General features: G+C 61.9%; 16 protein-coding genes. 14 read left to right on the forward strand and 2 right to left on the reverse strand.

Annotated features, from left to right (window positions below; all coding sequences use genetic code 11):
* Position 1 precedes the first annotated feature (1 nt).
* The 8 genes from LMJ29_RS04100 to LMJ29_RS04135 all read left to right on the forward strand — a co-directional run bounded on the left by LMJ29_RS04100 (position 2) and on the right by LMJ29_RS04135 (position 6,964).
* Positions 2-1,456 carry a sigma-54 interaction domain-containing protein gene (locus tag LMJ29_RS04100; RefSeq protein WP_229604237.1) on the forward strand — a complete coding sequence of 485 codons (1,455 nt, stop codon included), beginning with the start codon at positions 2-4 and terminating at the stop codon, positions 1,454-1,456.
* Positions 1,457-1,720: 264 nt separating this feature from the next.
* The gene (locus LMJ29_RS04105) at positions 1,721-3,112 is read left to right on the forward strand and encodes a GntP family permease (RefSeq protein WP_229604238.1); all 1,392 of its coding nucleotides are present in this window, start codon (positions 1,721-1,723) and stop codon (positions 3,110-3,112) included.
* A gap of 16 nt (positions 3,113-3,128) precedes the next feature.
* On the forward strand, positions 3,129-3,902 hold the full coding sequence (locus tag LMJ29_RS04110) for a 3-hydroxybutyrate dehydrogenase (RefSeq protein WP_229604239.1): 774 nt from the start codon (positions 3,129-3,131) through the stop codon (positions 3,900-3,902).
* Between the two features lie 136 nt (positions 3,903-4,038).
* Positions 4,039-4,749, forward strand: coding sequence for a CoA transferase subunit A (locus LMJ29_RS04115; RefSeq protein WP_229604240.1), 711 nt, complete (start codon positions 4,039-4,041; stop codon positions 4,747-4,749).
* A 2-nt stretch (positions 4,750-4,751) separates the two neighbouring features.
* Entirely contained in the window at positions 4,752-5,381 is a 630-nt protein-coding gene (locus tag LMJ29_RS04120; RefSeq protein WP_229604241.1) for a CoA transferase subunit B, read from the forward strand.
* 285 nt (positions 5,382-5,666) lie between these two features.
* Entirely contained in the window at positions 5,667-6,068 is a 402-nt protein-coding gene (locus LMJ29_RS04125; protein WP_229604242.1) for a MerR family transcriptional regulator, read from the forward strand.
* Between the two features lie 58 nt (positions 6,069-6,126).
* Positions 6,127-6,507, forward strand: a complete 381-nt coding sequence (locus LMJ29_RS04130) for a carboxymuconolactone decarboxylase family protein (RefSeq protein WP_229604243.1) — start codon at positions 6,127-6,129, stop codon at positions 6,505-6,507.
* A gap of 142 nt (positions 6,508-6,649) precedes the next feature.
* Positions 6,650-6,964, forward strand: a complete 315-nt coding sequence (locus LMJ29_RS04135) for a hypothetical protein (RefSeq protein ID WP_229604244.1) — start codon at positions 6,650-6,652, stop codon at positions 6,962-6,964.
* 52 nt (positions 6,965-7,016) lie between these two features.
* On the opposite strand, the gene LMJ29_RS04140 is transcribed toward LMJ29_RS04135, so the two are convergent.
* Positions 7,017-7,979 (reverse strand): integron integrase, encoded by a 963-nt coding sequence (locus LMJ29_RS04140; RefSeq protein WP_229604245.1) that lies wholly within the window; start codon positions 7,977-7,979, stop codon positions 7,017-7,019.
* A 141-nt stretch (positions 7,980-8,120) separates the two neighbouring features.
* Here LMJ29_RS04140 and LMJ29_RS04145 point away from each other — a divergent pair, with 141 nt between their 5' ends.
* From LMJ29_RS04145 to LMJ29_RS04170, 6 genes are all read left to right on the forward strand, one after another.
* On the forward strand, positions 8,121-8,441 hold the full coding sequence (locus LMJ29_RS04145) for a hypothetical protein (protein WP_229604246.1): 321 nt from the start codon (positions 8,121-8,123) through the stop codon (positions 8,439-8,441).
* 93 nt (positions 8,442-8,534) lie between these two features.
* Positions 8,535-8,978, forward strand: coding sequence for a hypothetical protein (locus LMJ29_RS04150; protein ID WP_229604247.1), 444 nt, complete (start codon positions 8,535-8,537; stop codon positions 8,976-8,978).
* 92 nt (positions 8,979-9,070) lie between these two features.
* Complete coding sequence (locus LMJ29_RS04155; RefSeq protein WP_229604248.1) at positions 9,071-9,532, forward strand: hypothetical protein; 462 nt, start codon at positions 9,071-9,073, stop codon at positions 9,530-9,532.
* Positions 9,533-9,633: 101 nt separating this feature from the next.
* The gene (locus LMJ29_RS04160; RefSeq protein ID WP_229604249.1) at positions 9,634-9,936 is read left to right on the forward strand and encodes a hypothetical protein; all 303 of its coding nucleotides are present in this window, start codon (positions 9,634-9,636) and stop codon (positions 9,934-9,936) included.
* A gap of 92 nt (positions 9,937-10,028) precedes the next feature.
* Entirely contained in the window at positions 10,029-10,451 is a 423-nt protein-coding gene (locus tag LMJ29_RS04165; protein WP_229604250.1) for a hypothetical protein, read from the forward strand.
* A 91-nt stretch (positions 10,452-10,542) separates the two neighbouring features.
* A complete protein-coding gene (locus LMJ29_RS04170) occupies positions 10,543-11,124 on the forward strand; it encodes a GNAT family N-acetyltransferase (RefSeq protein ID WP_229604251.1) in 582 nt (193 codons plus the stop codon).
* Positions 11,125-11,834: 710 nt separating this feature from the next.
* On the opposite strand, the gene LMJ29_RS04175 is transcribed toward LMJ29_RS04170, so the two are convergent.
* Positions 11,835-12,881, reverse strand: coding sequence for an IS110 family RNA-guided transposase (locus LMJ29_RS04175; RefSeq protein WP_229604376.1), 1,047 nt, complete (start codon positions 12,879-12,881; stop codon positions 11,835-11,837).
* Positions 12,882-13,011: the final 130 nt, after the last annotated feature.

Consider the following 13,011-nt stretch of genomic DNA (forward strand, 5'->3'; position numbering starts at 1 on the left):
GATGGGCGAACCGCTCGCTCCGCCACTCGCCGAGAGCATCGCCGACCTGCGCGACTACCAGCGCATCCGCCTGCAGGCGATGCGCTCGCTGTTCGAGATCGTCGAGCAGTCCAGCGAAGGCACGGTGATCGTCGACCGCCAGGCGCGCATCGTCTGGATCAACGACCGCTATGCGCGCCGTTTCGGCCTCGACGACCCCGCCGAAGCGCTCGGCCAGCCGGTCGAGCAGGTGATCCCCGGCAGCCTGCTGCGCGAGGTGGTCACCCGGGGCCGCCCGATCCTCCTGGACATGCTCGAGACCCGCAAGGACCCGCTGGTGGTGATGCGCCTGCCGATCCGCGACGACGACGGCCAGTTGATCGGCGCCATCGGCTTCGCCCTGTTCGACGAGCTGAAGAGCCTGTCGCCGCTGCTCACCCGCTACCTCAAGCTGCGCGAGGAGCTCGCCTCGACGCGCAGCCTGCTGCAGGCGCGCCAGGCCAAGTACAGCCTCGCCCAGCTGATCGGCACCAGCCCGGCGACCCTCGAGGTCAAGCGCCGCGCCCGCCGCGCGGCCTCCAGCCAGGCGCCGGTACTGCTGCTGGGCGAGACCGGCACCGGCAAGGAGCTGCTCGCCCACGCCGTGCACGCCGCCTCGCCGCGCGCCGCCGCCCCGTTCGTCAGCGTCAACATGGCGGCCATCCCGGAGAACCTGCTGGAGGCCGAATTCTTCGGCACCGCTCCGGGCGCCTTCACCGGAGCCAGCCGCAAGGCGCGCCCCGGCAAGTTCCAGATCGCCCAGGGCGGCACCCTGTTCCTCGACGAGATCGGCGACATGCCGCTGCACCTGCAGAGCAAGCTGCTGCGCGTGTTGCAGGAGAAGGAGTTCGAGCCGGTCGGCTCCAACGAGATCCTGCGCAGCGACGTGCGCCTGGTGGCGGCGACCTCCTGCGACCTGGCGAAGGCGGTGGCCGAGGGACGCTTCCGCGCCGACCTCTACTACCGCCTCAATGTCCTGCCGATCGCGCTGCCGCCGCTGCGCGAGCGCCTGGACGACCTGCCGGTGCTGTGCGAGGCGATCCTCGAACAGCTCGGCAGCAGCCACGAACTGGCCGACGACGCCCTCGCCCTGCTGCGCGGGCATGCCTGGCCCGGCAACATCCGCGAGCTGCGCAACGTGCTGGAGCGCGCCGTGCTGCTCGGCGACCGCCCGCACCTCGACGCCGCCGCCCTGGCCGATGCGCTCGGCCCGCTGCACGCCCAACAGGCCGCGCCGGCCGACGCGGCCGCCGGCCCGCGGCTCACCTACGCGCAGGCGCTGGAAGGTTTCGAGCGCGAGCTGATCGGCGCGGCGCTGGCGCGCAACGCCAGCCTGGACGACGCCGCGCGCGAGCTGGGTCTGGGCCGCTCGACGCTGTATCGCAAGATGGCGGCCCTGGGCCTGAAATCCCAAAAGAGAGACGCGATCCCGGAATAGAGAAACGGCGCCATCCTCACGACCCGCGGCCCGCGCAGCGCCAGAGCCGCGACCACTATCCCAAAACCGAGAAAGAGCCTCGCCACGGCATCCGGAATTTCAAAGAAAGAACTTCAAAAACAATAACTTAACTACATTGGCACAAGATTCGCTCAAGGAATGCGGTGCGCCATCGGGCGCGCCCACAACAACAACAGGCCCAGCGTGGTCCCGCCGCCGAGAACCTGCGTCTCGCCGCCACGTCCAGGCCCCAGGAGATTTCCGATGAGTGTCGTCATTTCCCTTGCAGCCCTGGCTTTGCTGATGTTGGCGGCCTATCGCGGCTACAGCGTGATCCTCTTCGCGCCGATAGCCGCGCTCAGCGCCGTCCTGTTCACCGATCCCTCCGCCGTCGCCCCGATGTTCTCCGGGGTGTTCATGGAGAAGATGGTCGGCTTCATCAAGCTCTACTTCCCGGTGTTCCTCCTCGGCGCGGTGTTCGGCAAGCTGATCGAGCTGTCGGGCTTCTCGCGCTCGATCGTCAGCGCCGCCATCCGTCTGCTCGGCACCAGCCAGGCGATGCTGGTGATCGTGCTGGTCTGCGCCCTGCTCACCTACGGCGGGGTGTCGCTGTTCGTGGTGGTGTTCGCGGTCTACCCGTTCGCCGCCGAGATGTTCCGCCAGAGCAATATCCCCAAGCGGCTGATCCCCGCGACCATCGCCCTGGGCGCCTTTAGCTTCACCATGGACGCGCTGCCCGGCACGCCGCAGATCCAGAACATCATTCCCAGCGCCTTCTTCGGCACCAACGCCTGGGCCGCGCCCTGGCTGGGGCTGATCGGCGCGCTGTTCGTCTTCAGCGTTGGAATGCTCTATCTGCAGCGCCAGCGCCGCAAGGCCCACGCCGCCGGCGAGGGCTACGGCACCGAGCTGCGCAACGAGCCGGAAACCGCCGAGGACATCGCCCTGCCCAATCCCTGGCTGGCGCTCTCCCCGCTGCTGCTGGTCGGCGGCGCCAACCTGCTGTTCACCCGCTGGATTCCCGAGCTGTACGGCAAGACCCACAGCCTGCAGCTGGCCGGCATGGCCGCACCGGTGCAGACCGACGTGACCAAGATCACCGCCATCTGGGCGGTGGAGGCGGCGCTGCTGCTGGGCATCCTGCTGGTGCTGGCGAGCAGCTTCCGCGTGGTGCGCGGCCGCCTCGCCGAAGGCACCCGCACCGCGGTCGGCGGCTCGCTGCTGGCGGCGATGAACACCGCCTCGGAATACGGCTTCGGCGCGGTGATCGCCGCGATGCCGGGCTTCCTGGTGCTGGCCGACGCGCTGAAGAGCATCCCTAATCCGCTGCTCAACGAGGCGATCACCGTCACCCTGCTGGCCGGCATCACGGGCTCCGCGTCAGGCGGCATGAGCATCGCCCTCGCCGCCATGTCCGATACTTTCATCGCCGCCGCCAACGCCGCGCAGATTCCCCTGGAAGCCCTGCACCGGATCGCCGCCATGGCCAGCGGCGGCATGGACACCCTGCCGCACAACGGCGCGGTGATCACCCTGCTGGCGGTCACCGGACTGACCCACCGCGAGGCCTACAAGGACATCTTCGGCATCACCCTGATCAAGACGCTCGCCGTGTTCGTGGTGATCGGCGTGTTCTACACCACCGGCCTGGTTTGATAACGGAGACGACCCCATGACCATCCTCAAAGGCAAGACCGCCCTGGTCACCGGCTCCACCAGCGGCATCGGCCTGGGCATCGCCCACTGCCTGGCCGCCGCCGGCGCCGACATCGTGCTCAACGGCTTCGGCGACGCGACCCAGGCGCTGGAGGCGGTGCGCCAGCACGGTCAGCAGGTGCGCCACCACCCGGCCGACCTCTCGCGGCCCGAAGAAATCGCCGCGCTGGTGGCCTTCGCCGAAGGCGAATTCGGCGCCGTCGATATCCTGGTCAACAACGCCGGCATCCAGCACGTGGCGCCGGTCGAGGAGTTCCCTGCGGAACGCTGGGACAGCATCCTCGCCATCAACCTCTCCGCGGCCTTCCACACCACCCGCCTGGCCCTGCCGGGCATGCGCCGGCGCAACTGGGGGCGGATCGTCAACATCGCCTCGGTGCACGGCCTGGTCGCCTCGGCGCAGAAGTCCGCCTACGTCGCCGCCAAGCACGGCCTGCTCGGCCTGACCAAGGTGGTCGCCCTGGAAACCGCGCAAAGCCCCGTCACCTGCAACGCGGTCTGCCCCGGCTGGGTACTGACCCCGCTGGTGCAGCAGCAGATCGACGCCCGCGCCCAGGCCAGCGGCGATCCCCTCGCCGCCCGCCACGACCTGCTGGCCGAGAAACAGCCGTCGCTGGAGTTCGTCACCCCCGAGCAGCTCGGCGCGCTGGTGCTGTTCCTGTGCAGCGACGCGGCCAGCCAGGTGCGCGGCGCGGCCTGGAACATGGACGGCGGCTGGGTGGCGCAATGATGGGCCATGCTTATCGCAGGGCTCGCCCAGGCAACCGGCCTCGGCGCCAAGCCGGCTCTGGCGCGGCCCGCCACTCCCTCACTGAACGCCGCCGCACGGGCGGCGGTATACCGACAACAACACGCGAGGCGACCCGATGAACAAGCTCTACCCCAGCGCCCACGCCGCCCTCGACGGGCTGGTGGAGGACGGCATGACCATCGCCGTCGGCGGCTTCGGCCTGTGCGGCATCCCCGAGGCGCTGATCGAAGCGCTGCGCGATTCCGGCAAGAAGAACCTTACCGCGATCAGCAACAACGCCGGCGTCGACGGCTTCGGCCTCGGCCAGCTGCTGGCCACCCGGCAGATCCGCAAGATGATTTCCTCCTACGTCGGCGAGAACAAGGAGTTCGAGCGCCAGTACCTGGCCGGCGAGCTGGAGCTGGAATTCACCCCGCAGGGCACCCTCGCCGAGAAGCTGCGCGCCGGCGGCGCCGGCATCCCGGCCTTCTTCACCAAGACCGGCTACGGCACCCTGGTCGCCGAGGGCAAGGAGACCCGCCAGTTCGACGGCGAGTGGTACGTGATGGAGCGCTCGCTCACCGCCGACGTGGCACTGGTCAAGGCCTGGAAGGCCGACAAGGCCGGCAACCTGGTATTCAACAAGACCGCGCGCAACTTCAACCCGCTCGCCGCGATGGCCGGCAAGGTCTGCGTGGTCGAGGTCGAGGAGCTGGTGGAAACCGGCGCGCTGGACGCCGACCAGATCCACCTGCCGGGCATCTACGTGCAGCGCATCGTGGTCAACGCCAGCCCCGAGAAACGCATCGAACAGCGCACGCTATCCAAACCGGCAGGGGGGAACTGAACATGGCCTGGACCCGCGAACAGATGGCGCAGCGCGCCGCCCACGAGCTGCAGGACGGCTTCTACGTCAACCTCGGCATCGGCCTGCCGACCCTGGTGGCCAACTACATCCCCGAAGGCATGGACGTCTGGCTGCAGAGCGAGAACGGCCTGCTCGGCATCGGCCCGTTCCCGACCGAGGACCAGGTCGACCCGGACCTGATCAACGCCGGCAAGCAGACCATCACCACCCTGCCCGGCAGCGCCTTCTTCGACAGCGCGGCCTCCTTCGCGATGATCCGCGGCGGCCATATCAACCTGTCGATCCTCGGCGCCATGCAGGTGTCGGAGAAGGGCGATCTGGCCAACTGGATGATCCCCGGCAAGATGGTCAAGGGCATGGGCGGGGCGATGGACCTGGTGGCCGGCGTCAAGCGCGTGGTGGTGCTGATGGAGCACACCGCTAAGGGCGGCGCGCACAAGATCCTCGAGACCTGCAACCTGCCGCTGACCGGCGTCGGCGTGGTCGACCGGATCATCACCGACCTCGCCGTGCTCGACGTCACCGAACAGGGCCTCAGGCTGGTCGAGCTGGCCGAGGGTGTGACCTTCGAGGAACTGCAGGCCGCCACCGGCTGCCCGATCCACCACTGAGGTACCCGTAGGGTGGACAACGGCGCAGCCTTGTCCACCGCCAATCCCATGGTGGGAAATCGCTGCGCGGTTACCCACCCTACCCCCTCGATCCACGCCGCCCGACGAGAACAACAAGATGAGCGACGTCGACCTCCCCACCGTTCGCGGCGAGTGCTTCCCGCGCGCGAACCTGTGCAGCGGCGGTGGCCAAGGTGTAGCCTTGACCACCGAACACGCATGAACGCCGCAACCCCGCCGCCCGCGCGGCGCCGGGGACGCGCCCCGCAGAATCTGGAACCCGCCATGGCGAAGCAGACCTACAGCATCTCCGACCTCGCCCAGGAACTGGACGTGACCACCCGCACCATCCGCTTCTACGAGGAGCAGGGCATGCTCACGCCGCAGCGCCGCGGCCAGGAACGCATCTACAGCCCCAAGGACCGGGTGACCCTCAAGCTGATCCTGCGCGGCAAGCGCCTGGGCTTCTCGCTGGCCGAGTGCAAGACGCTGATCGAGCTGTACGATCCGCAGGCCGGCAACAAGAAGCAGCTCAACAGCATGCTCGAGCTGATCACCGAGCGCCGCCGCCAGCTGGAACAGCAGATGCTCGACATCCGCCAGATGCAGCTGGAGCTGGACACCGCCGAGGAGCGCTGCCGCGCCGCCCTCGAGGAAACCACCGGCCGGCTCGCCGGCGCCAAGTGATCCACCGGCGCCGGCCGTCGCGCCGGCGCCCTTCCCCGCCAACCCGCAGGACATCCCGATGACCGACAGCCACGACCAGGGCCTCAAGGTACGCCGCGAGGTGATGGGCGACGCCTTCGTCGACCGCGCCATGGGCAACGCCACCGACTTCACCGCTCCGCTGCAGGAGTTCGTCAACGCCCACGCCTGGGGCGGGGTGTGGACCCGCGAAGGGCTGCCGCGCAAGACCCGCAGCCTGATCACCCTCGCCGCCCTCACCGCGCTGAAATGCCCGCAGGAACTCAAGGGCCACGTGCGCGGCGCGCTCAACAACGGCTGCACGGTCGAGGAGATCCGCGAGGCGCTGCTGCACTGCGCGGTGTACGCCGGCGTGCCGGCCGCCATCGACGCCTTCCGCGCCGCCCAGGAAGTCATCGACGCCTGGCAGGCCGAGCACTGACGGCCCGGACGGGGCGGGGCCGGGCGCCCCTCTCCGTCCGTCGCCTGCCTCCCAATAACCAACCTCAGAGGTAGGACTTTTTCCCCTGCACCGTGGTCGAAGCAAGTGACCGGAAATCCCGGACACTTGAGGAGCCTCGACCATGTTCGCGCGCCTTTCCCTCGCCACCGGAATTGTTGCCTTTCTGGCCCTGTTCGACCCGGTGCCAGCGGAGGCCGGCGATACCCGGGTCTTCATCGGAGTCCCCAGCGTCGAGATCTACTCGCCGCCCGTAAGCATCCAGTTCGGCGCGCCGCGCTACTACGCGCCCTACTACTACCCGCCGCGCTACTACTACCCGGGACCGGCCTACTACGGGCCGCGCTATCACCACCACCATCACCACCGCTACCATCCGCATCGCCGCTACCACCGCGACTACTACTATCGCGACCGCGGGTATCGGGGGCGTTGGTAAGAGGGCACGACGGCCTGGGGAAACGGTGCCGTCTTGCGGCAAACAGAACCGATCAGCGATCCGGTGGGCTGAGCACCTCATGCCCACCGCGATTGGACACATCGGTAAGTATCAGGGTGGCCTTCACATCGGCATGGCCCGGCAGCGCCTGTACCGTGCGAATGTCCTGGCCGCTCTCCAGCAGATGGGTGGCGAAGGAGTGGCGCAGGGTATGCGGCGTGGCAAGCTTGACGATCCCGGCCGCCCGCACTGCCCGCTTGAAGCCCCGCTGGATGCGCTTCTCATCGATATGGTGACGGCGAATTGCGCCCGAGCGTGGATCGACCGATAGTCCAACCGCTGGAAAAACGTACTGCCACCCCCACTCCCACGCCGCATTGGGGTATTTGCGCGCCAGCGCAAACGGCAACCACACGTCGCCGCGTCCCGTCTCCAGTTCGGTGTTGTGCTGCGCGCGGACCACGCCCAGGTGCTGACGCAGCGGCTGCGAGAGAGTACGTGGCAAAACGGTCACACGATCCTTCATGCCCTTGCCGTCCCGCACCAGGATCTCCCCACGGGAAAAGTCGACATCCTTGACCCGCAGCCGTGCCACCTCCATCAGGCGCATGCCGGTCCCGTACAACAGGCTGCAGGTCAGCCAGAGTTCACCCTCCAGCTCTTCAAGCACCCGACGTACCTCATCAACCGATAGAACCACCGGCAAGCGTTCCGACTTCTTCGCCCGCACCACATCGTTCAGCCAGGGAAGGTCGATAGCCAGCACCTGCTTGTAGAGAAACAGCAACGCCGCCAATGCCTGATTCTGCGTGGACGCCGAAACCTTGCGCCGCACCGCCAGATCGGTGAGAAAAGCTTCCAGCTCCGGAGCGCCCATTTCGACAGGGTGACGATACCGATGAAAGCGAATGACCTGCTTCACCCACTCGCAATAGACGCGCTCGGTGCGAATGGAGTAGTGTTTGAGGCGAATCAAATCTCGCATCTGATCGAGCAACTTGGGCTTACCGTCCATGGTGTATAACTCCCCAAAGCAGTCATCCTGACCGCAGAACCCGCAGAGTAGACAGGGAGAGCACGAATGACAAGGAATGTTATCCACCACGCCCGTTCGGGCAGTTATACACCATTTGGTGTCTAATAATAGTTAGACGCCATGAAAAAACTCAGCGAAATTGAACTCCACGATGGGAACTTACTAGGTTTCCATCTGAATCCTGAAAGCCAGACTGTCACTATCGACATTGAATATTGCTCCGGCACTGAAAGCGGCGACCGTGGTAAGGCGAAAATCAATTTCACAGGAGTTACGCAGGTCAACCAAATTCTTGACCTAGACCTCATGAAGAAACATGCAGTTTTCGGCAATATCGTTCAATGGGTTGTTGGGGAAAAGCCAAAGGTTACTCACCTCTATCTTGCAAGAGGTCTAATATCCATAACATCAAAAACCGTTGAACTGGTGGAGGTCGTCTAACAATGCGCTCAACTGCCGCTCACTTCGTTCGCTGGACTCGCAAAAGCTGCGCTTTTGCTCGCCCGTTAGCTTAATCGTTAGCGCTCAATACGCATGGAACACCTGGATCATCCAACTGAAGCACTATGGGAGCAGCGGCGCCATTGGTTTGAGGCGCATATTTTTCACTACGAAGAACGCGGTAGCTATTTAGTAGGCGAACAAGCCTGCGCCCTGATTTCAGAAGTTCAATCTTGTTTCTGCGCGGGGGCATGGGCTGCCGTAGTTATGCTCGCTTTCGGAGTCATCGAGGCGAATCTCAAAGAAATTGATCCTTCGGCCAAGAAGAGTAAAGCAATCGATCTACTTAGAGCGAACGAATTTGATGAAAGGTTTCACCGTTTAAGAATGCGTAGAAACAGTCTTATTCATGGTGATCATGGGTGCCCAGCAATTACAGTCGATCAGCAGTGGGATAATAGAGCTGAGTTGGAATTGGAGGCTAAAGAAGCGGTGGGCCTAATGTTTGAAGCCTTCTATTCGCAGGCTGGCACATGATCGCTAACAATCCGTTCCAGCGGACAAGCAGCCAGCTTCGCTGTCTGCTTGCCGCTGAACTCCGTCGTTATATGCCACTAGGAATTTGATCAGTGGAACTTGGCGAAATTTCTATTTGGGTTGGTGTTGTTTCTGGCGTTGCAGCCTTAATAATGCAATTTCGCAGCTTGATTCTTGAGCGTGAAATTCTAAAAATTTCGGCCTATACCGGATACTCGGACGGCAGCGGCAAACAATCTCAAAGCTCAGTATCTGTTGTGCTATTAAATAAAGGAAAATCCAAGGTTTACATTCACAAATTTGGCATTAGAGAGCCAAAACGAACCGAGACAACAAATGGCATTAAGCTCACCGTAAAGGGCGGCGTTTACCACACAATATTTAATGACATGAGCACTCTCTGCATTGAGCCAAACGAGAAAAAAGTTTTCCATTTCGACGGCTACAGTGAGGCTGGTATCAAGAAAGTTCTTGAGCTAAAACGAGTGCGCGCATACGTAGTCGACTCAAATGGAAAAACACATAGCGCAATAATTAAGGCGTACGGCATATAGCAATGCGCTCAACTGCCGCTCACTTCGCTCGCTGGACAGTCAAAAGCTGCGCTTTTGCCTGCCCGTTAGCTTAATCGTTATAAGCCAAGAATATGAACCATATGCCAACGTACGCTGAAATAGCGCTTGAGTACCAGCGAATACTCATCCAAGACCTTGATCGAATTATGGAACGTCATGGCATTGATCTGAAGACACGACGCAGCATCTGTCTGAGCTATGCATTTCAAACAGGAACACTGCGTGATGGAGCAAGGCTTGAGGTCAATGGAGTAGAGCTTTCACCTGAAGTAGTATTCAAACTACTCTCTGGAGCGGAAATTCAAAACACCGAAAAACTCTATTTCCACGACAACGCAAGCAATTCCGTGTTTAGCTACTTTGACGCTCAGGAAGGCTTATAACAATGCGCTCAACTTTCGCTCACTTCGTTCGCTGGACGTCCAAAAGCTGCGCTTTTGGCCCCCCGTTAGCTTAATCGTTAGGTGCCTTCGGCATGAAGCCAGATCTCTATGACCCAATAAACGAGCTGGTCATAAAAATCGTTAATGCATCAGAAGTTAACGATCAGAAGGGACAGTGGGCTGCTTACCAGGCTCTTAAAGTTTTATGCGAAAGCAGCGAAGAAAACGGAAATCACCATCCCTTCCAGTGGGAAATATTAGGCGATTTTACGCATAACAAATCACTTGCACTGAGCTTCTATGAAAAAGCATTGAGCCATGCTATCGCATTAACACTTGACGAATACATTGCATCAATATGCTTGGCTATGGCGGAAGCCCATATTAACCTAGGCGATATCTCAGCAGCAAAAATCCTAGCAACGCAGGCCAATGAGGCCGCAATCAAGACCGACGATTTAGAGCTTAGGAGGAGCATCAGTGAGTTACTACTTGAAACATCGAGCCGCACCTAACAAACGGTTCAAGGCCGTTCGCTTCGCTCACTCGGGACGCCCGCATACTGCGGTCGCCCCTTAACCTAAACATTAGAGAGATAGCAGAATAATGAAAGAATTGATAATCCGTGAGGCCACACCTGGTGATGCCTCCGCCGTCGCAAATTTAGTGAATGCTGCTTATCGTCCTCAGCCAGGAAAGGGGGGATGGACTCATGAGTCGAATATTGTTAGCGGCGACAGGACAAGCACTGCTCAAGTCATTAATGCATTAAGAACATCAACCATCCTTATCGGTTCGTGTGATGAACAAATAGTCGCGTGTGTCCAGGTTGAGCCAGATGATCTTGATGCCTATATTGGCATGCTTGCTATTGAGCCTGGCGTGCAGGCCTCAGGATTAGGCAAGGCGATGTTGCGCCACGCCGAACAATATGCTGAGTCGACGCTTGGCGTGAGCCAATTTAAACTGGTTGTAGTTCGAGCGCGAACTGAATTGGTACAGTTTTACTGCCGTAGAGGCTATAACGAGACAGGGGAAATTTTGTCTTATCCAGTAAACAGCAGCGTGGGAATTCCAATCAGCGAGAATTTGGAGCTGATCGTTCTTAGAAAACCCTCTAACTCGTCGCTCAATTCGGACCCGCAGCAAGACCTTGCCGCTTCGCGGCACGTGCTGCAGTCCTGTTAGCTCGGCGTTAGCGCCTGGCAGTGAGCGTCGTGCCCAATCCCGGCCGCCTGGAAAAAAACAAAATATCTCGCACCGCTGCACGGCATGCGGCCTCCCCAAATCACGACAGCTTGACAGCGAATCAGCAACTTCAAGTCGTCGCTAAACCAAAGCGTGGTTTGCATTTCAAAAGGCAGCCCAGGCTTGGCGTAATCACTGCTCAAGAAAAACCGGGTCCATGCCCTGGCCTGGCGCATTACGCAAATATCATGTTAAAAAGCGTGGCCGCTGAGTGCGCCATTCCCTTGGTGAAACGTGGTTCCTCAGCTCAAAGCAAATCGAGATGTTTGGCTAAAACCCATAGCAAGCTGTCCTCGCCTTTCACCACCGCCCCTGGTGCACCTGAAAAAAGCCGCTGAACCTATGTCGCCTTCTTCAAAACCCACCAAACCCGTCGCTAACAAGTCGTATATGGACTCTCCCCACAAGTAGTGAGAAGTAGCTTTTCCAGCCCTGTCGTCAGTGCGGTTGCATTCCTATATCCGGCCTGTACCGGGCGCTTGCGCCCTGGCCATTCTGTAGTTCGCGCAGCGGGGGCCAAGCGCTCAATCGATCCCAAGGATCAGCATTGTTATCGGCCTTGTTCCGCTGCAGGACTCGCCTGTTCTGACAGTGCTGCTGCTCACTACAACCACAAGAAAACCATCACCTCCCACTTGATTACCCCGCTGTCATGCGGGCCTCACGCTTTGCCAGTCTCCACTGAATCGGCGCTCATGGCACCACACCGCCCAGCAGATCCGTACCAGCTTGTTGGCCAGCGCCACCGCCGCCTTGTTGTGGCCAATCCGCGTGGCGGTTTCCACCGCCCAGCGTTGCAGACGCGTCAGCCGCTCCGGCGCTCGGCTATGCAGGCGCTGCGTGGCCAACAACGCCGCTCGCGCGCCGTGGACCAGCAGGGTACGCACGTAGGTATTGCCCTGCCGGCTGATGTGCCCCAGTTTGCGCCGGTCGCCGCTGCTGGATTCGCGCGGGGTCATGCCCAGCCAGGCGCTCAGCTGGCGGCCACTGGCGAAGCGCTCGGGCTGACCGACCGCGGTTTTCAGGGCGCTGGCGGTCAGCACGCCGATGCCGCTGACTTCGTCGAGCTTATGCACAATGGCGTCATCGACGTGCCAGCGCTGGAGCTGCTGTTCGCACTCGACCATGCATTGTTCGTGGAGGTTGATCTCGGCCAGGACGATCTGCAGCTGGCCGCGCAGAGCCGCCACTTCTGGCCGTTCGACCAGTTCGTGAGCCGCCCGAAGAAAGGCAGCTGTCGACGCCGGCGCCTCGATGCCCATTTCCCGCAAGATGCCGCGCAGCAGGTTGATGCGCTGGGTACGACTCTTCTTCCAGGTTTCGCGCAGGCCGTGCAGTTGCTGAAGCTGTTGCTGCTCGTGGGTCTTCACCGGTATCGGGTGGATGTCGGCGCAGCGCGCGGCTTCGAGGATGGCATCGCAGTCGTTGCGGTCGGTCTTGTTGCGCCGCCGATAAGGCCGTACGTAGCGCGCATGCAGCAGGATCACCCGATGGCCCAGCGCCTGGGCGAAACGTCCCCAGTAGTGCGCCGTGCCGCAGGCTTCCATCAGCCACTCGACCGGCTCGGCTTGCCCCTGTATATAGTGACGAAACGCCTCGCGATTCAGCCGCTTGCGCTGAATCACCTGCCCGGCACGGACGCTCTCGGCAACCTGGTAAACGGACTTGGCCAAATCCACTGCAATCTGCTTGCACATCGCTGACACCCTCCAAACGCCACTCACGGCACCGCTGGTGCGGTCAAGTGTGGTGCAGGGAGAGGCCATTACAGCATTCAAATCGCTCGCTTCGCTCACTGGGACAGTCAAACGCTGCGCGTTTGCCTGC

The sequence above is a fragment of the Pseudomonas oryzagri genome (assembly GCF_020831405.1).
Lineage (GTDB): Bacteria > Pseudomonadota > Gammaproteobacteria > Pseudomonadales > Pseudomonadaceae > Geopseudomonas > Geopseudomonas oryzagri.

Bases quoted from the DNA above. Each gene is read 5' to 3' on its own strand.
- LMJ29_RS04100 (WP_229604237.1), top strand. From the start codon at position 2: ATGGGCGAACCGCTCGCTCCGCCACTCGCCGAGAGCATCGCCGACCTG.
- LMJ29_RS04105 (WP_229604238.1), top strand. From the start codon at position 1,721: ATGAGTGTCGTCATTTCCCTTGCAGCCCTGGCTTTGCTGATGTTGGCG.
- LMJ29_RS04110 (WP_229604239.1), top strand. From the start codon at position 3,129: ATGACCATCCTCAAAGGCAAGACCGCCCTGGTCACCGGCTCCACCAGC.
- LMJ29_RS04115 (WP_229604240.1), top strand. From the start codon at position 4,039: ATGAACAAGCTCTACCCCAGCGCCCACGCCGCCCTCGACGGGCTGGTG.
- LMJ29_RS04120 (WP_229604241.1), top strand. From the start codon at position 4,752: ATGGCCTGGACCCGCGAACAGATGGCGCAGCGCGCCGCCCACGAGCTG.
- LMJ29_RS04125 (WP_229604242.1), top strand. From the start codon at position 5,667: ATGGCGAAGCAGACCTACAGCATCTCCGACCTCGCCCAGGAACTGGAC.
- LMJ29_RS04130 (WP_229604243.1), top strand. From the start codon at position 6,127: ATGACCGACAGCCACGACCAGGGCCTCAAGGTACGCCGCGAGGTGATG.
- LMJ29_RS04135 (WP_229604244.1), top strand. From the start codon at position 6,650: ATGTTCGCGCGCCTTTCCCTCGCCACCGGAATTGTTGCCTTTCTGGCC.
- LMJ29_RS04140 (WP_229604245.1), bottom strand. From the start codon at position 7,979: ATGGACGGTAAGCCCAAGTTGCTCGATCAGATGCGAGATTTGATTCGC.
- LMJ29_RS04145 (WP_229604246.1), top strand. From the start codon at position 8,121: ATGAAAAAACTCAGCGAAATTGAACTCCACGATGGGAACTTACTAGGT.
- LMJ29_RS04150 (WP_229604247.1), top strand. From the start codon at position 8,535: ATGGAACACCTGGATCATCCAACTGAAGCACTATGGGAGCAGCGGCGC.
- LMJ29_RS04160 (WP_229604249.1), top strand. From the start codon at position 9,634: ATGCCAACGTACGCTGAAATAGCGCTTGAGTACCAGCGAATACTCATC.
- LMJ29_RS04165 (WP_229604250.1), top strand. From the start codon at position 10,029: ATGAAGCCAGATCTCTATGACCCAATAAACGAGCTGGTCATAAAAATC.
- LMJ29_RS04170 (WP_229604251.1), top strand. From the start codon at position 10,543: ATGAAAGAATTGATAATCCGTGAGGCCACACCTGGTGATGCCTCCGCC.
- LMJ29_RS04175 (WP_229604376.1), bottom strand. From the start codon at position 12,881: ATGTGCAAGCAGATTGCAGTGGATTTGGCCAAGTCCGTTTACCAGGTT.